The sequence below is a fragment of the Variovorax sp. RTB1 genome, assembly GCF_035018765.1.
In the GTDB taxonomy this organism is placed as follows: domain Bacteria; phylum Pseudomonadota; class Gammaproteobacteria; order Burkholderiales; family Burkholderiaceae_C; genus Variovorax.
Map to the genome: position 1 here is coordinate 1 of NZ_JASJXG010000039.1, position 23,860 is coordinate 23,860.

Here is a 23,860-nt window from a genome sequence, read left to right on the forward strand (position 1 = left end):
TCCCAACCTTCCCCCAACGGGGGAAGGAGAACACACGAGGACTGCGCGATATGAGTTTTTCAGAGTTGCTGAACATTGGCCTGATGCAGGGCTTCGCGGGGCTGAGCCTGTTCGCGGTGCTGCTGCTGATGGGTCTCGGTCTCGCGGTCATCTTCGGCCAGATGGGCGTCATCAACATGGCGCATGGCGAGTTCATGACCATCGGCGCCTACACCATCTATCTCGGCTCGACGCTCGTCGAAAAGCATGCACCGACGCTGCTGCCGTACTACTTTCCGTTCGCCGTGCTGTTGGCGTTCTTTTTTGCGTTCGTCGCCGGCTGGCTGGTCGAGTGGGCACTCATCCGCCACTTGTACAAGCGCCCGCTCGACACGCTGCTCGCCACCTGGGGCATCAGCCTCGCGATGCAGCAGTGCTTTCGTACCTTCATCGGCCCCAAGGAAGTGAGTCCGGTGCTGCCCGAGTGGCTGCTCGGCTCTTGGGCGCCGATTCCCGGACTCGACATTCCGATCAACGGGATGTTCGTGCTGGTGCTGACCACGGTTGTCACTTGCGGCATGCTGCTGGCGCTCAGCAAGAGCCGCTGGGGCCTGCGCGTGCGCGCCACGGTCGCCAATCGGGTGATGGCCAACGCCATCGGCATCAACACCAAGAAGACCGACCGCCTGACTTTCGCGATCGGCTGCGGCATCGCCGGTGTCGCCGGTGCCGCCTTCACAACCATCGGCTCGACCGGACCGACCTCGGGCCAGCTCTACATCGTCGACTCGTTCCTGGTCGTCACCTTCGGCGGCGCGGCCAGCTTGTTCGGCACCGTGGTGTCGGCTTTCGGCATCGCGCAGACGCAATCGATCACCGAGTTCTTCATGGCCGGCTCGATGGCCAAGGTGCTGACGCTCACGCTCATCGTGCTGATTCTCATGATCCGGCCCCAGGGCCTCTTCGCTTCCAAGGTGCGCCGCTAAATGATCGCCCTCAAGACCTTCATCAAGCGCTACCAGCTCGGCAGCCTGTTGCTGCTGGCCATCCTGCTGGTAGTCATCCTGCCGTTGAGCCTGGACATCTTCCGGCTCAACCTGATCGGCAAGTACCTGACCTATGCCTTCGTCGCCGTCGGGCTGGTGATGGTGTGGGGCTACGGCGGTGTGCTGAGCCTGGGGCAGGGCATCTTCTTCGGCATCGGTGGCTATGCGATGGCGATGTTCTTGAAGCTCGAAGCCTCGGACCCGATCACCACCAAGATCCAGACGACGCCGGGCATCCCCGACTTCATGGACTGGAACCAGATCACCGAACTGCCGTTGATGTGGCTGCCCTTCAAGAGCCTGACGCTCACGCTCATTTTGGTGATCGCGGCACCGACGCTGCTGGCCTGGATCATCAGCTTCGCGATGTTCAAGCGGCGCGTCGGTGGCGTGTACTTCGCGATCATCACGCAGGCGGTCGCGCTCATCTTGACGGTGCTCATCATCGGCCAGCAGGGCTACACCGGCGGCGTCAATGGCATGACCGACCTGAAGACGGTGCTCGGCTGGGACACGCGCACCGACCACGCCAAGTACGTGTTGTATTTCCTGTGCGTCGGGCTGCTGCTCGCCAGCATCATCCTGTGCCGCTGGATCCAGACCGGCAAGGCCGGCACGCTGCTGCTGGCCATGCGCGACAAGGAAGACCGCGTGCGCTTCTCCGGCTACGACGTTGCCAACTTCAAGGTCTTCACCTTCTGCCTGGCGGCAGCGCTTTCGGGCATTGGCGGCGCGCTGTTCTCGTTGCAGGTCGGCTTCATGTCGCCGAGCTTCGTGGGCATCGTGCCTTCGGTCGAGATGGTGATCTTCGCGGCGGTCGGCGGACGCATGAGCCTGGTCGGTGCGGTGTACGGCACGTTGCTGGTGAACTTCGGCAAGACATACTTCTCCGAGAGCTTTCCGGACATGTGGCTGTTCCTGATGGCTGCTCTTTTCATCGGCGTGACGATGGCGTTCCCGATGGGCCTGGCCGGCGTATGGGAAGAGCACATCCGGCCGCGCCTGCAGCGCCGCAAGTTGCTGCCGCTCGGCGACGACTCACCGCAGTCGCCGGCATTGCATGCGGCCGCGGTGGCCGCCACTGTCGACAGCGCCGCCGAGCCGACGCTGCCCGACGGCGTCAGCACCCAGCGCGCCTGAATCCGTTCCAGGAGCACCCCATGAGCAACACCGACTTCGCCCTCGCAGTGGAAGACCTGACCGTCTCGTTCGACGGCTTCAAAGCCATCGACGCGCTGACGCTCTACATCGACAAGAACGAGCTGCGCGTGATCATCGGCCCCAACGGCGCCGGCAAGACCACGCTGCTCGACCTCATCTGCGGCAAGACCAAGGCGAGTGCCGGCAGCATCAAGTTCAAGAACACCGAGCTCACCAAGATGGCCGAGCACAAGCGCGTGCGTCTGGGCATCGGCCGCAAGTTCCAGACACCGTCGATCTACGAGAACCTGAGCGTTTTCCAGAACCTCGAAGTGTCGTTCCCGGCCGGCCGCTCCGTCATGGGCGCGCTCGCCTTCAAGTGCACCGACGAGGTCAAGAGCCGCGTCAAGACCATCGCCGAAGACATCCATCTGCACGACAAGCTCGACACCGAAGCCGGCCTGCTGAGCCACGGACAGAAGCAGTGGCTGGAGATCGGCATGCTGCTGATGCAGGAGCCGGAGTTGCTGATGCTCGACGAGCCCATCGCCGGCATGAGCGCACGCGAACGAGAGCTCACCGCCGACCTGCTCCAACGCATCTGTAAAGGCCGCTCGGTCATCGTCATCGAGCACGACATGGACTTCGTCAAGCGCATCGCGCACAAGGTCACTGTCATGCACCAGGGGAAGATTCTGGCTGAAGGTCCTATGGAGCAGGTGCAGGCGGATCCGAAGGTCATCGACGTGTACCTGGGGCATTGATGAGGTTTGCCAGCATCCCGCAACGTTCCCCCCAACTCACCGCAGCATCGGAGAAGCAAAGATGAGCAACGTCATGCTGAAGGTAGAAGACCTGCACGTCGCGTACGGCCAGAGCGAAGCGCTTCACGGCATCAGCTTCGAGGGTTACGCCAACGAAACGGTCGCCATCATGGGCCGCAACGGCATGGGCAAGACGACGCTCTTCAAGAGCTTGATGGGCGTACTGCCGATCAAGAGCGGCAGCATCAAGGTGGCGGACCAGGAAGTGTCGCGCGATGAGAGTTATGTGCGCGTCGCCAAGGGCATTGCCTACGTACCGCAGGGCCGCATGATCTTTCCGACGCTGACCGTCGAAGAGAACATTCAGACCGGCCTCGAGAACTCGAAGACGCGCCGCATCCCCGAAGAAATCTACGCGCTGTTTCCAGTGCTGTGGGACATGAAAAAGCGCAAGGGCGGCAACCTCTCCGGCGGTCAACAGCAACAGCTCGCCATCGCGCGCGCACTGGTGACAGACCCCAAGGTGCTGCTGCTCGACGAGCCGACCGAAGGCATCCAGCCATCGATCATCAAGGACATCGCCAAGGCGCTCAACGAGATCCGAAAGATGCGCGGCATCACCATCATCGTGTCGGAGCAGGTGCTCAGCTTTGCGATGGATGTGGCCGACCGGCTCTTCGTGATCGAGGGCGGCATCTTCGTACACGAGACCGCGCGCGACAAGACCGATGTGAACCACATCAAGGCATACCTTTCCGTTTGACCATAACCCTGGAGCCATAGAGATGACAGACACGCTGATCAAGGTCGACCTGACGAAGTCGCCCACCGAAAACGAGAACATCCACAACCGCTGGCACCCGGACATTCCGATGGCCTGCTGGGTCAATCCGGGCGACGACTTCATCCTCGAGACCTTCGATTGGACCGGCGGCTTCATCAAGAACAACGACAGCGCCGACGACGTGCGCGACATCGACCTGACGACGGTGCATTACCTGTCGGGTCCGGTGGGAGTGAAGGGTGCCGAGCCCGGCGACCTGCTGGTGGTCGACCTGCTCGACATCGGCGCCAAGCAAGATTCGCTGTGGGGCTTCAACGGTTTCTTCTCGAAGAAGAACGGCGGCGGCTTTCTGACCGAGCACTTCCCTGAGGCGCAGAAATCGATCTGGGACTTCAAGGGCATGTTCACCAGCTCGCGCCACATCCCGGGCGTCAACTTCGCCGGCCTGATCCACCCCGGCCTGATCGGTTGTCTGCCGGACAAGTCGATGCTCGACATGTGGAACACACGCGAGCAGCAACTCATCGACACCAATCCGACCGGCGGCCTGGCCAACCCGCCTTCGGCCGGCACCGCACACATGGGCCGCCTGACCGGTGAAGCCAAGGCCAAGGCGGCGGCAGAAGGCGCACGCACCGTGCCGCCACGCGAGCACGGCGGCAACTGCGATATCAAGGATCTTTCGCGCGGCTCCAAGGTGTTCTTTCCGGTGTATGTCGACGGCGCAGGCCTGTCGGTCGGCGACCTGCACTTCAGCCAGGGCGACGGCGAAATCACCTTCTGCGGTGCCATCGAGATGGCCGGCTGGGTGCACATGAAGGTCACGCTCATCAAGGGCGGCATGGCCAAGTACGGCATCAAGAACCCGATCTTCAAGCCGAGCGTGATGACGCCCAACTACAAGGACTACCTGATCTTCGAGGGCATCTCTGTCGACGAGTCCGGCAAGCAGTACTACCTCGACGTCAACGTCGCGTATCGCCAGGCCTGCCTGAATGCCATCGAGTATTTGAAGAAGTTCGGCTATTCCGGGGCGCAGGCCTATTCGATCCTTGGCACCGCTCCGGTGCAGGGCCACATCAGCGGCGTGGTCGACGTGCCCAACTCCTGCGCGACGCTCTGGCTGCCGACCGAGATCTTCGACTTCGACATCAACCCGAACGCCAACGGGCCGACGAAGTTCATCGACGGCAGCATCAACATGCCGTTGTCGCACGACATCATTTGAGTGATCGCGCATGCCCACCTACGACTACGAATGCGGCAGTTGCGGGGGGTTCGACGCCCTCCGCAGCGTGAGCCAGCGAGACCTGCCGGCCGCGTGTCCGGACTGCGGCGGCGCATCGCCGCGGGTGCTGTCCGGCGCGCCACGACTTTCATTGATGTCTGATGGCACGCGCCGTGCCATTGCCGTCAACGAACGCGCTTCGCACGAGCCCAAGCGCTCTGGTGACTATGCTCGGCTCAAGCACCCGTCGGGTTGCGGCTGCTGCAGTACGGCCGGCAAGCGTGGTGCGACGGTGACGGCACCCAACGGAGCCAAAAGTGCGCCGGGGCGGCGGCCGTGGATGATCAGCCACTGACGTCGTCCCGATGGAACCGACCCAGCGCATCGTGCCGATCCGGCGCGAATACAACGCTTGGGTCGCCGACGAAACCATCGAGGACTACGCGCTGCGCTACACGCCGCGCAGCTTCAGGAAGTGGAGCGAATTCCGGGTCGCGAACACCGCGCTGGGCGCCACTTCTTTTTTGGCGCTCGAAGCCATCGGCGCCTCCATCGCGCTGGACTATGGCTTCTTCAATGCCTTCTGGGCCATCGCGCTCGTCGGCATCTTCATTTTTCTGACGGGCATCCCGATCAGCATCTACGCGGCGCGGTACTCGGTCGACATCGACCTGCTGACGCGCGGCTCGGGTTTCGGCTACCTCGGCTCGACCTTCAGCTCGCTTGTGTACGCATCGTTCACCTTCATCTTCTTCTCGCTGGAAGCGTCGATCATGGCGTCGGCGCTGGAGCTGGGGCTGGGCATTCCGTTGTGGCTAGGCTATCTGATCTGTTCGGTGGTGGTGATACCGCTGGTGATGTACGGCATCACCATGATCAGCAGGCTGCAGGCCTGGACGCAGCCGCTGTGGCTGGTGTTGCTGGTGCTGCCCTACGCCTTTTTGATCATTCGCTGGCCCGACCATCTGACGGGGCTGATGCATGCGTCGTACGGCATCAACGACGGCCACTTCGACTGGCTGCTGTTGGGCGCGGCGGGTACGGTGGTCGCGTCGATGGTCGCGCAGATCGGACAGCAGGTCGACTCGCTGCGCTTCATGCCCAAGCCACGTGCCGGGCAGGCGTGGCGCTGGTGGACTGCGGTGCTGGCGGCCGGCCCGGGATGGATCCTGATCGGCGGAGCCAAGATGCTCGGCGGTGCAGTGCTGGCCTACCTCGCCATCCGCCAGGGCATGGCGCCATCCGAGGCGGTCAAGCCGACGCAGATGTACCTCGTCGGCTTCGCGCAGGTGCTTCGAGACCCGGCATGGATCCTGGCGCTCACCTGTCTGTTCGTCACGGTCTCGCAGATCAAGATCAACGTCAACAACGCCTACGCCGGGTCTCTTGCGTGGTCGAACTTCTTTGCACGGCTGACGCATGCGCATCCAGGACGGCTGGTGTGGCTGGTGTTCAACGTGCTGATCGGCGTGGCGTTGATCAAGGTCGGCATCTTCGACGTGCTCGAAGGCATGCTCGGCTTCTATGCGAACTTCGCGGTGGCGTGGATCGGCGCGCTGGTGGCAGATTTGGTCATCAACAAGCCGTTGGGGCTGAGCCCGCCCGGCATCGAATTCCGCCGCGCTTATCTCTACGACATCAACCCGGTCGGCTTCGTCTCGATGGGTCTCGGCACGGTGCTGGCGCTCAGTGCCTTCGTCGGCGTTTTCGGGCCGGCGGCGCAGGCCTTCAGCACGGCCATCGGCTTTTGCGTGGCCTTTTGCTGCGCGCCGCTGGTCGCGTGGATGACCGGCGGCAAGTACTACATCGCGCGGCAACCGGCGCCGTTTGCTGAAGGCACTTCGGTGGCTTGCGGGGTGTGCCAGAAGCCGTACGAGGTCGAAGACATGGCGCATTGCCCGGCCTACGGCTGCAACATCTGCTCGCTCTGCTGCTCACTCGATGCGCGATGCAAGGATGTGTGCAAGCCGCGCACTGGCCTTGGACATCAGTTCGCCGAAGCCTTCACGCGCTGGGCGCCCAAGCTGCTGAAGGTCGCACTCAGCCGTCGCATGCACTACCTGGCATGCCTGCTCGGCCTCGCGTTGGTACTCGGCGCCATTCTGTCTTTTATCGTGGCGCAGGAGGGGCAGGTGTTGCGCGAGCTGGCACCGGGCTCGCCCGCACTGTGGCACCTGATGCGCATCAAGATCGCCTGCGCGCTGGTCTTGCTGGTGGTGGCCATCGGCTCGTGCTGGTTGCTGCTGACGTCCGATAGCCGGCGCGTCGCGCAGGACGAGTCGAACCGGCAGGCGCTGCTGTTGCGCGAAGAAATCAGCGCGCATGAAGTGACCGACGCGGCGCTGCAGGCCGCGCGCCAAGTCGCCGAACGGGCCAACCAGGCCAAGAGCCGTTTCATCACCACGATCAGCCACGAGCTGCGCACGCCGCTCAACAGCATCCTGGGCTACGCGCAAATCCTGGAGCGCGACCTGAGCTTGCCGCCCAATCGCCGCGCCGCGCTGGAGGTAATCCGCAAGAGCGGCGACCACGTGGTGTCGCTCATCGATGGCTTGCTCGACATCGCACGCATCGAAACCGGCCGGCTCACGCTGGTGCGGCAAGAGATCCATTTCGCCGACTTCCTGACGCAGCTCGCGGACATCTTTCAGCTCGAGGCGCGCAACAAGGGCATTGCGTTTTCGTACCAGCCGACCTATCCGTTGCCACCAGCGGTGCGCGGGGACCGCAAGCGACTCGCGCAGCTGCTCATCAACCTGCTCGCCAATGCGGTCAAGTACACCGGGCGCGGACAGGTGATCTTCCGCGTGCGCTATGCGACGGAGATTGCGACCTTCGAGGTCGAAGACTCTGGTCCCGGCATCGCCGACGACGACATGGAGCGTATCTTTCTGCCTTTCGAGCGCGCCGACAACAGCGCGAGTCCGGCGGCCGGTGGCGTCGGTCTGGGATTGACGATCTCCAGTTTGCTGACCAGCCTGATGGGGGGCGAGCTGACAGCAAGCAGCCGCGTCGGGACTGGCTCGTGCTTCTCGGTGCGCCTCTTTTTGCCTTCGGTCGCACATCCGAAGATGCCAGTCGATGCCCCGGCACCGCGCCATATCACCGGCTATGCAGGCGAGCCGAAGCGCGTGCTGGTGGTCGACGATGCGCCGGCCGATCGGCAGCTGCTGAGCGACGTGCTCGAGCCGCTGGGCTTCACCGTGATGCAGGCCGCATCGGGTGTCGAGGCACTGCGAGTCGCAAGCCAGTTCGCGCCCGACCTGATCCTGCTCGACATCGACATGCCCGAGATCGACGGCTGGGAGACGGCGCGGCTGCTGCGCGCCAATCGCATCTCGATGGCGCCCGTGCTCATCGTGTCGGCCAACGCCTTCGACAGCGACTTGCGCAACGACGTGGGCGTGGCTCGCGAAGATTTCCTGATCAAGCCCTTTCGCATCGACGACTTGCTGGAGCGGGTGCGCACCAAGCTCGACCTGGTATGGGCGACGCCGGACGATGGTGTCGACTACGTCGAGACCGGCAGCAGTCGAACGATGTTGCCCGAAGCCAGCCTGCTGGTGCTGCGCCAGCTCGGCGACATGGGCTACGTGCGCGGCATCCTCGAAAAGCTGGAAGAGCTTGACCTGCTCGACACGCGATATGCGCCGGTTACCAAGGTGCTGCGCGGTTGCGTGCAGCGCTTCGACCTGCAAGGATTCGCACGCGTGCTGGAAGAGGGCAGCGTATGACGAGCGATCCCGGCGTGGTGCTGATCGTCGACGACGCCCCCGAAAACCTGGCGATGCTGCACGAGGCACTCGACGCCGCCGGTTACCGAGTGCTCGTCGCAACCGACGGCCAGAGCGCCCTCGACCGGGTGGCGTTGCTGATGCCAGACCTGATATTGCTCGACGCGATGATGCCGGGCATCGACGGTTTCGAGACCTGCCGGCGCCTGAAGACCGATCCGCTGACGGCCCACATCCCCGTCGTCTTCATGACCGGCCTGACCGAAACCGGCCACATCCTCGCAGGCTTCCAGGCCGGCGGCGTCGACTACCTCACCAAGCCGCTCAACCCGCCCGAGGTGCTGGTGCGTATCGTCGCGCACGTGCGCAATGCGCGGCAGATGGCCAGCGCACGCGACGCTGTCGATGCCGCGGGCCATGCGATGTTGTCGGTCGATTCAGCCGGGTGCGTGCGCTGGCAATCACCCGCCTCACGCGAGTGGTTGCGCGGTTATCTGTCTACCGATGGCCGTTTGCCTCCCGTGGCAATGGCGTGGCTCGACGCGCGCGGGCCGGATCCGCTGTCGGTCGTGGTCGATGGCCGTCGCCTGAGCCTGTCGCGCCTGGCCAGTGACGGCAGCGGCATCACGTTGCTGGTCCGCAAGCGCGCCAGCGTGCCCGAGCCGGAAGCATTGACCGGTGTTTGCGGACTCACCAGTCGCGAAGCAGAAGTTCTCTACTGGGTAGCGTGCGGAAAGATCAATCGCGATGTCGGCGAGATCCTTGGCATGAGTCCGCGCACGGTGGACAAGCATCTGCAGCACGTGTTCGAGAAGCTCAATGTCGAGACTCGGACTGCTGCGGCTTCTGTGGTGATGGACGGGACGTTATTTAGTCGCGCTTTTGTTTGAGTTGTTCGGTATGTGCAAATAGCTGTTTGCGCGGGCGTGTCTGGCGATCGTCCCCGTCATCAACACAAAACGCACTTATGCGCGATCCCACGTATTTGAGTAACGCGCTCGAGTCCCGACACTCGTCTTCATCGCAAACCCCTTTGGAGTGACACCATGACCGACGAGATCAACAAGCCCGCCACTGCGGTCACTGCCACTGCAATCGCGCCTGGCACCAGCCGCCGCGGCATGTTGAAAGCTGCAGCCGGCGCCGCTGTCGGTACCGCGTTGGCAGGCATGCCGATCGCCGGATTTCCGCAGATCATGAAGCGCGACTTCCAGGGCATCACGCTTCGCCACATCGGCGTGTCGTATGCGGTGCAACGCGAGATCGGCGAGCAGGCTTCGAAGGACCTCGGTTTCAAGATCGAGATGCAGAACCTCGATACGTCGGCTTCCATCACCCGCTTTGTCACGCAGCCCAATAGCGTCGACATCGCCGACATGGAAGGCTGGCAGGTCAAGGTCGCGATGCAACGGCAACTGCTGCAGGGCATCGACTCCAAGAAGATCAAGGAGTTCGACGGCATCCTGCCGATCTTCACGACCGGCGTGTATGAAGGTCGCAAGATCTCGCGCCAGGGCATCTCGCCCTACGAGGTGATGTACACCGAGAGCGCCGCGGCCAAGAAAATCGTCGAAGGCCAGCAGCAATATCTGACCTTCCTGCCGCAGGTGTTCAACGCAGATTCGCTCGGTTATCGCCCCGACAAGGTCGGCCGCGAAGTCACCGAATGGAAAGACCTGATCGACCCCAAGTTCGCCGGCCGCGCCGCCATTCTGGACATTCCCAACATCGGGATCATGGACGCTGCGCAAGCATTGGAGTCGCGCGGTGACCTGGTCTATGGCAACAAGGGGAACATGACCAAGAAGGAGATAGACATCACGATCAATGCGCTGGTCGACCTGAAGAAGAAGGGTCACTTCCGCGCTTCGTGGAGCACCTTCGAGCAGTCGGTCGAGCTGATGGCTAGCGGTGAAGTATTCATTCAGTCGATGTGGTCGCCAGCCGTCACTGCCGTGCTGGAGAAAGGCATCCCCTGCGTCTACGCGCCAATGGCGATCAAGCCAAACGGCAAGGAAGGGTATCGCGGCTGGTGCAACGGCATGAGCCTGATGAAGCACCTGAGCGGCAAGAAGCTCGAAGCTGCCTATGAGTACCTCAACTGGTACTACTCGGGATGGCAAGGCGCGTACGTGGCACGTCACGGCTACTACAGCCCAGTGCCGCGCACTGCCAAGTCGCAGATGACGGCGGCGGAGTTCGATTACTGGTACGTGGGCAAGCCCGCGGCCGAAGTCATCAAGAGCGACCACGGCCAGCCGATCGGCGCGGTCAACACGGTGCGCGACGGCGGCTCGCTGGCACAGCGCTTCTCGAACATCGCTTGCTGGAACACGGTGATGGACGAGAACCAGTACATGGTGCAAAGGTGGAACGAGTTCAAGGCTGCTTGATCGTCTGAAGGGAGCGGAAGCGACGCATGCGCGAACGAACCAAGTCCTATCTTCAACTGACGCCGCTGGTGTTGGTGCTGCTGCTCTTCGTCGCGGCGCCGCTGGTGTTCGTGGTGATCGTCAGCTTCTTCAAGACCGACGGCTTCGACACCATTCCGGCCTTTACCTTCGAGAACTATCAGGCAATCCTGACGTCCGGCCTGACGGTGTCGCTCTACCTGAAGATGATCAAGTACGCGCTCATGACCTGGGCGGCGTCGGCGGTCATCGGTTTCTTCGTCGCGTACTTCCTGGTGTTCCACGTGCGTAATCGCACCGTCGCCATCGGCCTCTTCTTGCTGTGCACGGTGCCCTTCTGGACATCGAACGTGATCCGCATGATCTCGTGGATGCCGGTGCTGGCGGAGCAGGGCGCCATCAACACCGTGCTGATGAAACTCGGCCTCATCCGGGTGCCGTTGCGCATCCTGCTGTTCTCCGATTTCTCGGTGGTGGTGGCGTATGTACACCTGTTCACCATCTTCATGATCGTGCCGATTTTCAACTCGATGAGTCGCATCGACCGCAACCTTTTCGAGGCGGCGCGGGACGCTGGCGCGAGCCGCCTGAAGACGATGCTGCTGGTGGTGATGCCGCTCACCAAGTCCGGCATCGTGATGGGCTCGATCTTCGTCATCACGCTGGTGATGGGCGACTTCTATGTGGTCAAGGTGATGAGCGGCGGTGGCTCGGCGTCGGTGGTGTCGGCCATGTACGACAACGTGTCGACCTTGCTGTTCCCGCCGGCTGCGGCGTCGGCCGTGATCTTGCTGCTGATCCTGACGGCGTTGATCGCAGTGCTCACGCGTTTCGTCGACGTGCGGCAAGAACTCGTGCAGAAGAGGTAAGGGCATGGCGACACCTGCGGCAATGACCATGACGATGTCGGCCCCTGCGATCAAGCGTTCGGTGGGTGATGCGCCTGTGCGCCCATGGACCTTCTACGCACTTGCGCTGTTCTTCGCGGCCTACGTGCTGTTCCTTTACGGCCCGATGCTGTGCATGTACCTGCTGTCGTTCCAGGGCGAGCAGGGTGCCTTGTCTTTCCCGATGCGCGGCCTCTCGGTGCATTGGTTCCATCAACTGTGGGAAGGCCGCAGCGGCGACATCGCCGGCGCGGTGCAGCGCTCGATTCCGCTGGCGCTGGTGGTGATGGTCGTCACGGTGGTCTTCTCTGTCGCGGCCGGTCTCGGCTTCCGCCGCAACGTGCGCGGCAGCACCGCCATTTTCTATGGCGTGATCATCGCGCTGACGGCGCCGGGCTACATCCTTGGCATCGGCATCGGATTGATGTTCAGCATCTTCGGCTGGCAGACCGACTGGACGACGTCGGCACTCGGCGCGCAGCTGTCGTGGACCTTGCCGTTCGGTGTGCTCATCACCTTCGCGGTGTTCGGCCGCTTCAACCCGGCGTATGAGGAAGCGGCGCGCGACATGGGCGCGACACCGGCACAGACGCTGCGCCTCATCGTGCTGCCCATATTGGCGCCCGGGATCATCGCGATCGCGCTGTTCGGCTTCACGCTGTCGTACGACGAATTCGCCCGCACGCTGCAGACCACCGGCTCGCGCAACACCATGCCGATCGAGATCTGGAGCATGACGCAGAACGTGACGTCGCCCACGATCTATGCGCTGGGCACGGTGACGACGGCGATCTCGTTTCTCTTCATCGGCCTGGCAATCCTTGCCGTGGTGGTGATTCAGCGGCGGCGGCTGGCACCTTCGGCGCACTGAGGCGCCGAGATCGCACACACCGACTTCGCATCCATCTTCTATCGACTGCACGGCACCATGTACATGGACAACGCAACCTCAATTTCCGCCGTCACCTCACCACCGATTTCCGTCGGCGCAGTGGTGCCGACCGGAGCCCTTGATCCAGCACACGGCGGCGTCGTTCTGGCCGCACTGACCAAGCGCTACGCCGACGGCACCACCGCCGTCGACAACATCGACCTGCGCATCGAGGCTGGCACCTACTGCTGCCTGCTGGGTCCGAGCGGTTGTGGCAAGACGACGATGCTGCGGATGATCGCCGGGCATGAGACGCCGAGCGAAGGCGCCATCTTGATCGACGGCAAGAACGTCATCGACAAGTCGCCGCGCGAGCGGGGCACGGCGATGATGTTCCAGAACTACGCGCTGTTCCCGCATCTCTCCGTGCGCGACAACGTGGCCTTCGCGATGCGCGTGCGTGGCGTTGCAAAGAAGGCGCGGATGTACGAGGCCGATCGCGTCATCGAGCAAGTGCAACTGACCGCATTGGCCGACCGCTTGCCGGGCCAGCTGTCCGGCGGCCAGCAACAGCGGGTGGCATTGGCCCGCGCCATCATCATGCGGCCGACCGTGCTGCTGCTGGATGAGCCGTTGTCGGCCCTCGACGAATTCCTGCGCCTGCAGATGCGGGGCGAGCTGCGCGGCATGCAGCGCGAGCTGGGCATTACCTTCGTGCATGTGACGCACACACAGCTCGAAGCCATCGCGGTGGCCGACCAGGTGGTCGTGATGGACAAGGGCCGTATCGCGCAGTCGGCGCCGCCGCGTGAGATCTATGCGCAGCCGCGCACCGAGTACGTCGCAGCCTTCATCGGCGGCCAGAACGTGATGCACGGCGAGGTGGTCGAGCTCGATGCCGGCCTCGTCACCTTGCGCGGTGCGCAGGGCGCTTGCTACCGGCTGCCGCGCGAGGATTTTGCCGGCTCGACCTTGGGTTCGACCTCGGTCGCGATCGGCACCGACGTCTCCTTTGCGGTGCGCCGCGACCGCATGCGCGTCACCGGCGAAGACGATGCGATGGTGCTGGCCGTCAACACCTTGCGCGGCCGCGTGCGCGAGCTGGAATATCAGGGCATCTACATGAAGGTGAGCCTGGTCACCGACGACCCGACCGCGCCCGGCTGCGTGGTCTACGTCGAAGAGAACACCTTCTTCGGCGACCCCGTGTCGGTGGGCCAGCGCGTGTGCTGCAGCTGGGCTGCGACCGAGGCGCACGGCCTGGCCGCGATGGCCTGAACCGAACTCTCCCTAATTTTCACCCCCGACCAAGGAACCACCATGACCGACTACAAGATGTTCGACCTCGGCGATGTCGTTCTGCAGTGCAAGAAGACGCTGCGCGACGTCAAGCTGGCGTACAAGACCTTTGGCACGCTCAACGCGGCCAAGGACAATGTCATCGTCTACCCTACCTGGTATTCAGGCCAGCATTACGAGAACGAATGGCTCATCGGTGCAGGCATGGCACTCGACCCGGCCAAGTACTTCATCATCGTTCCCAACATGCTGGGCAATGGCCTCTCGACCTCGGCCAGCAACTATCCGGCACCGTACAACGCGTCGCGCTTTCCGGACATCACGGCATACGACAACGTCAAGTGCCAGCACAAGCTGGTGACCGAACTCTTCGGCATCGAAAAGGTGGCGCTGGTCACGGGCTGGTCTATGGGCGCGCTGCAAACGTACCACTGGGGAGCGATGTACCCGGACATGGTCGAACGCATCCTGCCGTTCATGGGCTCGGCCAAGTGTTCGCGCCACAACCACGTGTTTCTCGAGGGTGCCAAGGCCGCGCTGCTGGCCGACGTCGCCTTCGAAGACGGCTGGTACACCTCGCCACCGACCAAGGGCCTGCGCGCCTTTGGCCGCGTCTATGCAGGCTGGGGCTTCTCGCAGGCGTTCTATCGCCACAAGCTCGACATGGAGGTGATGGGCTACGCCTCGCTCGAAGACTTCATGGTCGGGTTCTGGGAAGGACTCTTCCTGAATCGAGACGCGAACAACCTGCTCACGATGCTGTCGACCTGGCAGAACGGCGACATCAGCAACAACGAGCTGTTCAACGGCGACTTCGTCAAGGCACTCGGCGCGATCAAGGCCAAGGCGATCGTCATGCCGGCGTCGACCGACCTGTACTTTCCGCCCGCGGACAACGAGTTCGAAGTCGCGCACATGCCCAACGCGACGCTGCAAGTGGTCGAGACGCATTGGGGCCACTTCGCCGGCGGTCCGGGCACCAGCCCGGCGGACATCAAGGTGCTGGACGATGCGTTGAAGGGCTTGCTCGCCAGCTGAGTTCGGCTAAAGCTTGCGCGCGATCAGATCTTTCATGACCTCGGTCGTGCCGCCGTAGATGCGCTGCACACGCGCATCCGCGTACATCCGCGCGATCGGGTACTCGGCCATGTAGCCGTAGCCGCCGAACAGCTGCAGGCACTCGTCCGTCGCCTTGCACTGCTGCTCGGAGCACCACCACTTGGCCATGTAGGCGGCCTCGTTGTCGAGCGTGCCATCGAGCAGGCGCTGCGTGCAGTCGTTGACGAAGGTGCGCACCACGTGCGCCATCGTCGCGACTTCGGCGAGCTTGAAGCGGGTGTTCTGGAAGTCGAAGACGCTCTGGCCGAAGGCCTTGCGCTCCTTGGTGTAGTCGACCGTCACTTCGAGCGCGCGCTCGATCACCGCAGCGGCGGAGACGGCGAGCAACATGCGCTCGTAGGGCAACTGGCTCATCAGCTGGATGAAGCCGTCGCCCTCCTTGCCGCCCACCAGGTTGTCGGTCGGCACGCGTACGCCGTCGAAAAACAGCTCGGCGGTGTCGGAGGCATGCTGGCCGATTTTTTCCAGCCGGCGCCCCACACGAAAGCCCGGCAGGTCTTCGGTTTCGAGCACGACCAGCGACACGCCACGGCTCCCCGCCTCACCGGTGCGCACGGCCAGCACCAGCAGGTTGCAGGTGAAGCCATTGGTGATGAAGGTCTTGGCGCCGTCGATGACGTAGTGGTCGCCGTCGCGCCGAGCTTTGGTGCGCAGTGCCTTCAGATCGGAGCCGCAACTCGGCTCGGTCATGGCGATGGCGGCCAGCATGTCTCCGCTCGCGAGCTTGGGCAGCCAGCGCTGCTTTTGTTCTTCGGTGCCGTAGGCCAGGATGTAGTGCGAGGCGATGGAGTGAACCGCTGTGTTGCCGGGGATCTCGGCCTTGGCGAGCTCGTCTTGCACCACCAGCTGATAGGCGAGATTGGCACCGGCGCCACCCCAGCATTCGTCGATTTCGGGCAGCAACAGGCCCATGGCACCGAACGGCTTCCACACCTCGCGCGGGATAAAGCCCTGACGGCGCCAGCCGTCGAGCTGTGGCGTCATCTCACCGGCGATATAGCGTCGCGCCTGTTCGCGGAACGCGTCGATCTCTTCACTCATCCATTCGTGGCGGTGCAATTGAGGCAGCATGTTCTTAGATTCCTGTGAGTCCGCCGGTGCACATCAGAGTTTGTCCGCTGACGTAGTCCGATTCCGGAATACACAGACGGTACACCGCGCCGGGGTCGTACCGGCGCCGTCACGTCGAGCCGCAAGGGGCTACGTCAATCAACGTATTCGCCGCCACGCGACCGCTTTGCAGAATGACTTTCGTCTAACAAGCCCCAGACAAGGTTGAACCATGATTCACGGAGACATATCGAGCAGCAAAGACACCGTCGGCGTGGCGGTCGTCAACTACAAGATGCCGCGGCTGCACACCAAGGCCGAGGTGCTCGACAACTGCAAGGCCATCGCCAAGATGGTCATCGGCATGAAGTCCGGCCTGCCCGGCATGGACCTGGTCATCTTCCCCGAGTACAGCACCCACGGCATCATGTACGACGCCGGCGAGATGTACGAGAACGCCGCCAGCATTCCTGGCGTCGAGACAGAAATCTTTGCCGAAGCCTGCCGCAAGGCCAAGGTATGGGGCGTGTTCTCGCTCACCGGCGAGCGCCATGAAGAGCACCCCAACAAGGCGCCCTACAACACGCTCATCCTGATGAACGACCAGGGCGAGATCGTCCAGAAGTACCGCAAGATCATGCCGTGGGTGCCCATCGAAGGCTGGTACCCCGGCAACTGCACCTACGTGAGCGACGGGCCCAAGGGCATGAAGATCAGCCTCATCATTTGCGACGACGGCAACTACCCGGAGATCTGGCGCGACTGCGCGATGAAGGGCGCCGAACTCATCATCCGTTGCCAGGGCTACATGTACCCGGCCAAGGAGCAGCAGATCCTGATGTCCAAGGCAATGGCCTTTGCCAACAACACCTACGTTGCGGTCGCCAATGCGGCCGGCTTCGACGGCGTGTACTCGTATTTCGGCCATTCGGCGCTCATCGGCTTCGACGGCCGCACCCTCGGCGAATGCGGCACCGAAGAAATGGGCATTCAGTATGCCGCGCTCAGCAAGAGCCTGATTCGCGACTTCCGCAAGCACGGCCAGTCGGAGAACCATCTCTTCAAGCTGGTGCACCGCGGCTACACCGGCCTGATCAACTCGCGCGAAGGCGACAAGGGCGTGGCCGACTGCCCGTTCGAGTTCTACGGCAAATGGATCGCCGATCCGCAGGGCACGCGCGAGATGGTCGAGTCGTTCACGCGGACCACCGTCGGGACATCGGAAGCGCCGATCGAGGGCATCCCCAACGAAGACACGGTCAGCGTGCACCGGTGATGTCGATGGTGCCGTCGGGTTCTGATGTGCTCGCGCCCTGGCGTATCGATACCGAGCCTTACTACCGCGCCATCGGCGACGAGTGCGAGATGTTCGAGGCGGCCTACGCGGGCCGGCTGCCGGTGCTGATCAAGGGGCCGACCGGCTGCGGCAAGACACGCTTCATCGAGTACATGGCGTGGCGGCTCGGCCGGCCGCTAGTCACTGTGGCGTGCAATGCCGACACCAGTGCGGGCGACCTCGTCGGCCGCTGGCTGCTCGATGGTGGCGAGACGCGCTGGCAAGACGGTCCGCTCACTTTGGCGGCGCGTCACGGCGCGCTGTGCTACCTCGACGAGATCGTCGAAGCGCGTGCCGACACGGCCGTGGTCATCCATCCGCTCACCGACACGCGCCGCATGCTCCCGCTGGAACGGCGCAACGAACTCGTGCATGCGCATCCCGACTTCGCGCTAGTGGTTTCATACAACCCGGGTGGCGGCAGCGGCTTGATGAAAGCGTCGACGCGGCAACGTTTCTGCGGGTTGGAGTTCGACTATCCCGATGCAGAAAACGAAGCTGAAATCGTGATGCGCGAGAGCGGCGTCGAGATCGAACTGGCGTCTGCACTGGTCGCACTCGGACGTCGCTCGCGCAGGTTGGCCGGGCATGGTCTCGACGAGGGCGCATCCACGCGCATGCTGGTGCGCGCCGCTGCGCTCGTGCGCGCGGGTGCGAGTCCGGCTGCGGCCTGTCGTATGGCGCTGGTGGCGCCGCTCACCGACGACGTTGCGTTGCGCGATGCGCTGGTGGCGGCGGTCGACGCTTCGTTCTGAACGCCTGCTGCGATGAACGCGGTGGTTGACCTGGACTTGCGAGCGGACCTTCAAGCGGGCATGGACTCGTCTGTAGCGACGGCTCGCCCGATCACGGATAGCGAAAGTACCGAGCAAAGCGGTCAGCTCGATGCGCTGCGGCTTCCCATCGGCGCCTGGCTGCGGCTGCTCTGGAACGTGACGCCACCGTTGCTGCATCTTCCCGCAGGAATCGAAGGCGGGCAGACGCCGTTTCTTGCAGAGAGTGGATTGCACCTGCCATCGCCACCCGCCGGCGCGAGCACGGCCGATGCCCGTCGCTGGTACAGCGCAGCTGCCGCGCACGCTGCAGCACACATCGTTTTTTCTCGCCGCGTGTTCGTGCGCGAAGGCACGGCGCCTATCACGCAGGCCTTGCTCGGCCTGCTTGAAGACGCGCGGGCCGAAGCGCTGGCATGCCGTGAGTTACCCGGCTTGCGGAGACTCTGGGCGCCGCTGCACACCGCAACGCCGAAAGACGGCGACGACTTCGAAACGCTGATGCTTCGGCTCGCACGCGGCCTCGTCGATCCCGGCTACGACGATCCGCATCCGTGGGTGCGCAAGGGCAGGGCGCGCTTCTATCTCGACGATGGTGGCGAGGTGTTGGCGCAGTCGCAACCCGATGCGCTGCGTGCGATGGCATCGGCCCTCGGCAACGACATCGGCCAGATGCGAATGGGCTTCAACGCGCGTATGTACCGGCCGGGGCCGAGCTACCGCGACGACAACCGCTGGCTCTGGCAACGCCATGCCGGCGAACAGCCCGAGCAGTCGCAACCGGTGTCTGCCGCGGCACGGCTGCAAGAGGGACCTGCCGATGCAACGCCTCCTGCGCCCGTGCAGTGGCGATATCCGGAATGGGATCGTCGGATCGGCAAGTTGCGGACGGACTGGTGCGTGGTACACGAGCGGCATCCGCAGGTTGGGGAGTCTGTCGGCGTGCATGCATCTGCGGTGGCGACGCTTGAGCACGACGCACCGGTGCAGCGCGCATTGACCCTGATGCTGCAGAAGTCTGCGATGCGCTCCCGCGTGCTGCGACGGCGTGAGCGCGACGGCGACGACATCGAACTCGACGAAGCCGTGAGTGCGGTGCTGGCACAGCGCAGCGGCAGTGCGGATGAGCTTCGCGTGCACACCCGATCGACGCAGGCGGCGGAGAGCGTCGCCGTGCTGTTGTTGATCGACAGTTCGGCCTCCAGCGCGCGGCCGCACGGCAGCGATGCGGCGGGCGGCACTCAGTTGACGACGCAGCAGCGTGTGGCCCGACTGCTCGCCGGCGCGTTGGCCACAACCGGTGGCTCACTCGCGATTCAGGGCTTCGATTCCGATGGCCGAGAGGGCGTCAATCATTGGCGCGTGAAGGACTTCGATGAGGCGTGGAGCGACGGCACTGCCGCGCGACTGGCCAGCTTGCAAAGCGGCCTGTCGACACGGCTCGGCGCCGCGTTGCGCCACGCGACGCGTGCACTGACAGCACAACCCGCCTCCCGTCGACTGGTCGTCGTGATGAGCGATGGCGAGCCGCACGATGTCGACATCCACGATCCGCATTACCTGATCGAGGATGCGCGACATGCGGTGCAATCGGCGCGGCTGGTGGGTATTGGCACGCTCGGTTTGTTGCTCGATGCGGAAGGGGCGGCGGCGAGCCGGCGGATCTTCGAGGTAGGGAAGAGCGCGCTGTTGGGTGACGCCGCGTCGTTGCCTTCGGTGCTGGGGCGGTTGTTGGGTTGAGTCGATGAGGCGGCTCGGATGGCCGCTCAGGTTCGGTTCTGTCGATCGGTGCCATCAACTCGTCTGCCGCGTTGTCGACTGCTGGTCGCCGTGATCCCGTTCGACGCTGCCTTCGATGTCCGCTTTGCGCCGCGAAGCGGACCTACACTGTTGCTCGGCCTGTGTCCGCAATCTGGCCAGAAGCGGTCAGACGCCGCTGTAGCAGAATGCGGCCAGGAGCAGACATCCGTGACCGGCGGCTTTGCAACTGCTCAGTGATTCGGCGAAGGCGAGGCTCTAAGCCTGTGTGAGACTTGCGGCTTGAGGGGTTCAAGGCCGGGCGTCGGAACCGACTGACTGATGAGGAACAATCCACGTCAAGTCGCTGCGTAAACTGTAGAACGCTTCGTAGCACAGATCCCCGAAAGCCAGTGGCAAGCGCGTTACGAAGCCCCGTTGCCATCGACTCTCGCGAAAGACCTCCTGTGACTAGCCTTCATGATCTCAGCTTGGCGTATCGAAAGGCCAAAGTCGATCTGTATTACTCGTCCCACGCCTCGCTGGACGCGATTGCAGACTACGAGGACGAGCTGCAAGCCAACCTGACCGCACTGCTGGCCAAGATCGAGGGCGAAGACGAGTTGTGGGTCACGCAAGCTGACTTCCTCGGCGACTGGACGCTTGCAGCGAAGTCGGTGGACATGCTGCCCGATAAGTCCGAGGGAATTCATAGCTGGGAGCAGTTCCGCAAACAGCATGGCAACGGCTTGATCTTTTCCTCGCCGGCCGATGAATGGGCGCACGCATGCAGCCTGCTGGCCGACGGTCCAAAGCCGCAAAAGCCCAAAGCGGAATTCCGGGTGATGGCCAAGTGCAGCTTGGACTTCCATGTGCTGTCCACCTTGTGGATGCTGGAGGTCGGCCACCTGTTCGACGCCGGGCTGACGGCCTGCGCTTACGGCAACCGCCTGCGCCGCAAGCAGGATGACAAAGGCATGAACCCGCTCTCGCTCGGCTCCTTTGAGCCTTACCTGAAACCCTTCCGCGACTGGCGAGACAAGGGCATAACGGCCATGCGTACCGCGCTGGAGGCCGACAAGAAAATCGTGGCGCTCACAGCGGATGTAAGCTCTTTCTACCACGAGCTGAATCCCGGCTTCATGCTGGCCCCGGGCTTTGTGGTCGATGTGATGGGCCTGGAGCTGTCGCCCTCCCAGGCCAAGCTCCACCGTCTGTTCATCCAGGCATTGCGCGCCTGGGCTACGGCCACGCCGCTTAAGAGGGGCCTGCCCGTCGGCCTGCCGGCCTCGGCCGTGGTGGCCAACGTGGCGCTCGTCGAACTGGACCGCATCGTTGAACAGCAACTGGCGCCGCTGTACTACGGCCGCTACGTGGACGACATCCTGCTGGTGATGGAGAACGGTGCCAGCTTCCGCTCCACCGCCGAACTGTGGGACTGGGTGTTCGCGCGGGCCGGCGGCAAGCTCGCTTGGGCGGATCAGGAGCGCAAGCAGGTCGGCTTTCAGCCCGCCTACCTGAGCGACAGCCAGATCCGCTTCGCCAACGCCAAGAACAAGGTGTTCATACTGGCGGGCGAGCCTGGCAAGACCCTGGTGGATGCCATTGCCCACCAGATTCACGAACGCGCGAGCGAGTGGCGCGCCATGCCGCGCCTGCCGCGCTCGGCCAGCCATGTGGGCACCGACCTGCTGGCTGCCACGCAACGCGATGGCGAGGCGGCCGACAACCTGCGCAAGGCCGATGCCCTGACCATGCGCCGCGCCGGCTTTGCGATCAAGCTGCGCGACTTCGAAGCCTACGAGCGCGACCTGCTGCCAGACGCCTGGCGGGCGCACCGCCGAGCCTTCTTCCGCGCCTTTGTGCAGCATGTGCTGGTGCTGCCGCAGTTCTTTGACCTGGCGGTGTATCTGCCCCGCGTAGTCAGGCTGGCCACAGCGTGTGAAGACTTCGAGGCCCTGCGCAAGATCATGCGGGCGCTGGAACGACTTTGCACTCAGTTGACCGAGCACTGCGAGCTGGGCATTAAGGCCTGCCCGAGCGACAGCGTGCCGCCTACGACAAAGCTGATGACGCGCTGGCAGAAGCAGATCTACGCCACCGTGCGCGAGAGCGTCAGCGCCGCCTTCCCGCCACGTTTGTCGAAAGACGGTAAGGCTGCTTGGCAGGCGCACATGGACGGGTACCTGCCCGCGCTTGATGTCGCCGCGCTGCTGGACTGGTATCTGTCGCCCAAGGGCTTTCAGGCCCAGCAGGCACGCCTGTTCTCCTTCGATCTGGCGCACATGCCGTTCCGCTTCATCGGGCTGCCCCAGGAGATGGTTGCCCAGCGCGGTATCCCGGCCAGGAAGACCGTGGCTGCCTGTGCCCATGCGGCGGAACTGCTGCCGGACACGGTGCTTGATGGCACGCGACACCTGGCTCAGTGGATCCGCTTCAAAGGCTTGCCGCATGGCCTGCTGTTCGCCACTAGACCGTATAACCTGGCGGAATTGTTCATCCTCAACAAGGCGGCCTACGACGCGGCTCAGCACGAACCCATGCAGGCCGTCGTGCTCGCGGTGCGGGGTTTCAAGCTCGGCGACGCTGCGCCCGTCTTCGACAAACACGACGTGTTGCAGATCCCCAATGGCCAGCCCAAGCGCTCCTACGGCATTGCGGTCTCCAGCTGGAAAACCCAGATGGCGAGTTGGACAGCCTCGGTCATGCGCATGCCTGACCCAGATGTGGATCGCTACGCCCGCCTTTGCCATTTGCTCGATGGCGTCATCGCCCAGCCGCAGAACAGCCGCTACCTCGTGCTGCCTGAGCTGGCCTTGCCTGCGCACTGGTTTATCCGCATCGCCCGAAAGCTGCAGGGACGCGGCATTTCCCTGATCACCGGCATCGAATACCTGCACGCCAGCAAAAGACGGGTACGCCACCAAGTGTGGGCCGCGCTGTCGCACGACGGCCTGGGCTTCCCCTCGCTGATGATCTACCGGCAGGACAAACAGCGTCCGGCCTTTCACGAAGAGCAGGAGCTAGAGCGCCTGGCTGGGCTGGAACTGAAGCCGGACAGGGTTTGGAAGACACCGCCCATCCTGCAACACGGCGACCTGCGCTTCGCCCTGCTGGTCTGCAGCGAGCTGACCAACATCAGCTACCGCGCCGCTTTGCGCGGCAAGGTGGATGCGCTGTTCGTGCCAGAGTGGAATCAGGACACCGAGACCTTCAACGCCCTGGTGGAATCCGCCGCGCTGGACATGCACGCCTACATCGTCCAGTGCAACGACCGCCAGTACGGCGACAGCCGCATCCGCGCGCCGTTCAAAGAGAGCTGGCAGCGCGACCTGCTGCGCGTGAAGGGTGGCATCACCGACTACTGCGTGATCGGCGAGATCGACGTGCAAGCGCTGCGCGCCTTCCAGAGCAGCCACCGCTCCCCGGCCAAGCCCTTCAAGCCGGTGCCGGATGGGTTTAATATTGATTTCAGCCGTAAAGTATTGCCGGCGGGAGAGGGGTGAGCGCCAGAGGTCTGGCGAGCGGCTGCAGCCCTTTGTGCAATAAAGATTCGCGCGGCAAACGACCGCGGGTCGGCGCCCCGACATCTCGACACTTGTATCTGCAGATGACCACTTAAGGGCGGGCAACTTCTCCGAAGCTAGGTCCGCTACGGGCGCGAAGCAGTCCTTAAATGCGACAGGTCTGCAGACGGATTTC

The 23,860-nt window shown here is 63.5% G+C and carries 18 protein-coding genes and 1 pseudogene; 17 read left to right on the forward strand and 2 right to left on the reverse strand.

The window, feature by feature from the left end; translation table 11 throughout:
• The first annotated feature begins 50 nt into the window (after nt 1-50).
• The 13 genes from urtB (at nt 51) to QN397_RS20110 (ending at nt 15,181) form a co-directional block, all read left to right on the forward strand.
• Nucleotides 51-965, forward strand: coding sequence for an urea ABC transporter permease subunit UrtB (gene urtB, locus QN397_RS20050; RefSeq protein ID WP_323496488.1), 915 nt, complete (start codon nt 51-53; stop codon nt 963-965).
• On the forward strand, nt 966-2,165 hold the full coding sequence (urtC, locus tag QN397_RS20055; RefSeq protein WP_323501717.1) for an urea ABC transporter permease subunit UrtC: 1,200 nt from the start codon (nt 966-968) through the stop codon (nt 2,163-2,165).
• Nucleotides 2,166-2,185: 20 nt separating this feature from the next.
• Nucleotides 2,186-2,929, forward strand: a complete 744-nt coding sequence (urtD, locus tag QN397_RS20060; protein ID WP_187052418.1) for an urea ABC transporter ATP-binding protein UrtD — start codon at nt 2,186-2,188, stop codon at nt 2,927-2,929.
• A 73-nt stretch (nt 2,930-3,002) separates the two neighbouring features.
• A complete protein-coding gene (urtE, locus tag QN397_RS20065) occupies nt 3,003-3,692 on the forward strand; it encodes an urea ABC transporter ATP-binding subunit UrtE (RefSeq protein WP_323496514.1) in 690 nt (229 codons plus the stop codon).
• A gap of 22 nt (nt 3,693-3,714) precedes the next feature.
• On the forward strand, nt 3,715-4,941 hold the full coding sequence (gene fmdA / locus QN397_RS20070; RefSeq protein ID WP_187052417.1) for a formamidase: 1,227 nt from the start codon (nt 3,715-3,717) through the stop codon (nt 4,939-4,941).
• 10 nt (nt 4,942-4,951) lie between these two features.
• Entirely contained in the window at nt 4,952-5,296 is a 345-nt protein-coding gene (locus QN397_RS20075; RefSeq protein WP_323501718.1) for a zinc ribbon domain-containing protein, read from the forward strand.
• 10 nt (nt 5,297-5,306) lie between these two features.
• Entirely contained in the window at nt 5,307-8,675 is a 3,369-nt protein-coding gene (locus QN397_RS20080; RefSeq protein WP_323501719.1) for an ATP-binding protein, read from the forward strand.
• On the forward strand, nt 8,672-9,565 hold the full coding sequence (locus tag QN397_RS20085) for a response regulator transcription factor (RefSeq protein ID WP_323501720.1): 894 nt from the start codon (nt 8,672-8,674) through the stop codon (nt 9,563-9,565). Before QN397_RS20080 ends, QN397_RS20085 begins: the two co-directional genes overlap by 4 nt.
• Nucleotides 9,566-9,721: 156 nt before the next feature.
• Nucleotides 9,722-11,068: an extracellular solute-binding protein gene (locus QN397_RS20090; protein WP_323501721.1), complete on the forward strand. Its 1,347-nt coding sequence runs from the start codon at nt 9,722-9,724 to the stop codon at nt 11,066-11,068.
• 26 nt (nt 11,069-11,094) lie between these two features.
• Nucleotides 11,095-11,955, forward strand: a complete 861-nt coding sequence (locus QN397_RS20095) for an ABC transporter permease (RefSeq protein WP_323496495.1) — start codon at nt 11,095-11,097, stop codon at nt 11,953-11,955.
• A gap of 34 nt (nt 11,956-11,989) precedes the next feature.
• On the forward strand, nt 11,990-12,844 hold the full coding sequence (locus tag QN397_RS20100) for an ABC transporter permease (RefSeq protein ID WP_222620495.1): 855 nt from the start codon (nt 11,990-11,992) through the stop codon (nt 12,842-12,844).
• Nucleotides 12,845-12,907: 63 nt separating this feature from the next.
• Nucleotides 12,908-14,122: an ABC transporter ATP-binding protein gene (locus QN397_RS20105; RefSeq protein WP_323501722.1), complete on the forward strand. Its 1,215-nt coding sequence runs from the start codon at nt 12,908-12,910 to the stop codon at nt 14,120-14,122.
• 42 nt (nt 14,123-14,164) lie between these two features.
• Nucleotides 14,165-15,181, forward strand: a complete 1,017-nt coding sequence (locus tag QN397_RS20110) for an alpha/beta fold hydrolase (RefSeq protein ID WP_323501723.1) — start codon at nt 14,165-14,167, stop codon at nt 15,179-15,181.
• Nucleotides 15,182-15,187: 6 nt separating this feature from the next.
• Here the strand turns inward: QN397_RS20110 and QN397_RS20115 are convergent, their stop codons facing one another.
• Together QN397_RS20115 and QN397_RS20120 are read right to left on the reverse strand one after the other, a co-directional pair.
• Entirely contained in the window at nt 15,188-16,333 is a 1,146-nt protein-coding gene (locus QN397_RS20115) for an acyl-CoA dehydrogenase family protein (RefSeq protein WP_323501724.1), read from the reverse strand.
• Nucleotides 16,334-16,337: 4 nt separating this feature from the next.
• Nucleotides 16,338-16,424 (reverse strand): annotated as a pseudogene (locus tag QN397_RS20120) (3-oxoacyl-ACP reductase); the annotation flags it as partial.
• Nucleotides 16,425-16,544: 120 nt separating this feature from the next.
• Here QN397_RS20120 and QN397_RS20125 point away from each other — a divergent pair.
• The 4 genes from QN397_RS20125 (at nt 16,545) to QN397_RS20140 (ending at nt 23,664) form a co-directional block, all read left to right on the forward strand.
• A complete protein-coding gene (locus QN397_RS20125; RefSeq protein ID WP_187052408.1) occupies nt 16,545-17,588 on the forward strand; it encodes an aliphatic amidase in 1,044 nt (347 codons plus the stop codon).
• Complete coding sequence (locus tag QN397_RS20130) at nt 17,588-18,403, forward strand: CbbQ/NirQ/NorQ/GpvN family protein (protein WP_323501725.1); 816 nt, start codon at nt 17,588-17,590, stop codon at nt 18,401-18,403. The genes QN397_RS20125 and QN397_RS20130 overlap by 1 nt, the downstream gene beginning before the upstream one ends.
• 12 nt (nt 18,404-18,415) lie before the next feature.
• Nucleotides 18,416-20,161, forward strand: coding sequence for a hypothetical protein (locus tag QN397_RS20135; protein WP_323501726.1), 1,746 nt, complete (start codon nt 18,416-18,418; stop codon nt 20,159-20,161).
• 488 nt (nt 20,162-20,649) lie between these two features.
• On the forward strand, nt 20,650-23,664 hold the full coding sequence (locus QN397_RS20140) for an RNA-directed DNA polymerase (protein WP_323501727.1): 3,015 nt from the start codon (nt 20,650-20,652) through the stop codon (nt 23,662-23,664).
• Nucleotides 23,665-23,860: the final 196 nt, after the last annotated feature.

Bases quoted from the DNA above. Each gene is read 5' to 3' on its own strand.
- urtB (WP_323496488.1), top strand. From the start codon at position 51: ATGAGTTTTTCAGAGTTGCTGAACATTGGCCTGATGCAGGGCTTCGCG.
- urtC (WP_323501717.1), top strand. From the start codon at position 966: ATGATCGCCCTCAAGACCTTCATCAAGCGCTACCAGCTCGGCAGCCTG.
- urtD (WP_187052418.1), top strand. From the start codon at position 2,186: ATGAGCAACACCGACTTCGCCCTCGCAGTGGAAGACCTGACCGTCTCG.
- urtE (WP_323496514.1), top strand. From the start codon at position 3,003: ATGCTGAAGGTAGAAGACCTGCACGTCGCGTACGGCCAGAGCGAAGCG.
- fmdA (WP_187052417.1), top strand. From the start codon at position 3,715: ATGACAGACACGCTGATCAAGGTCGACCTGACGAAGTCGCCCACCGAA.
- QN397_RS20075 (WP_323501718.1), top strand. From the start codon at position 4,952: ATGCCCACCTACGACTACGAATGCGGCAGTTGCGGGGGGTTCGACGCC.
- QN397_RS20080 (WP_323501719.1), top strand. From the start codon at position 5,307: ATGGAACCGACCCAGCGCATCGTGCCGATCCGGCGCGAATACAACGCT.
- QN397_RS20085 (WP_323501720.1), top strand. From the start codon at position 8,672: ATGACGAGCGATCCCGGCGTGGTGCTGATCGTCGACGACGCCCCCGAA.
- QN397_RS20090 (WP_323501721.1), top strand. From the start codon at position 9,722: ATGACCGACGAGATCAACAAGCCCGCCACTGCGGTCACTGCCACTGCA.
- QN397_RS20095 (WP_323496495.1), top strand. From the start codon at position 11,095: ATGCGCGAACGAACCAAGTCCTATCTTCAACTGACGCCGCTGGTGTTG.
- QN397_RS20100 (WP_222620495.1), top strand. From the start codon at position 11,990: ATGTCGGCCCCTGCGATCAAGCGTTCGGTGGGTGATGCGCCTGTGCGC.
- QN397_RS20105 (WP_323501722.1), top strand. From the start codon at position 12,908: ATGGACAACGCAACCTCAATTTCCGCCGTCACCTCACCACCGATTTCC.
- QN397_RS20110 (WP_323501723.1), top strand. From the start codon at position 14,165: ATGACCGACTACAAGATGTTCGACCTCGGCGATGTCGTTCTGCAGTGC.
- QN397_RS20115 (WP_323501724.1), bottom strand. From the start codon at position 16,333: ATGCTGCCTCAATTGCACCGCCACGAATGGATGAGTGAAGAGATCGAC.
- QN397_RS20125 (WP_187052408.1), top strand. From the start codon at position 16,545: ATGATTCACGGAGACATATCGAGCAGCAAAGACACCGTCGGCGTGGCG.
- QN397_RS20130 (WP_323501725.1), top strand. From the start codon at position 17,588: ATGTCGATGGTGCCGTCGGGTTCTGATGTGCTCGCGCCCTGGCGTATC.
- QN397_RS20135 (WP_323501726.1), top strand. From the start codon at position 18,416: ATGAACGCGGTGGTTGACCTGGACTTGCGAGCGGACCTTCAAGCGGGC.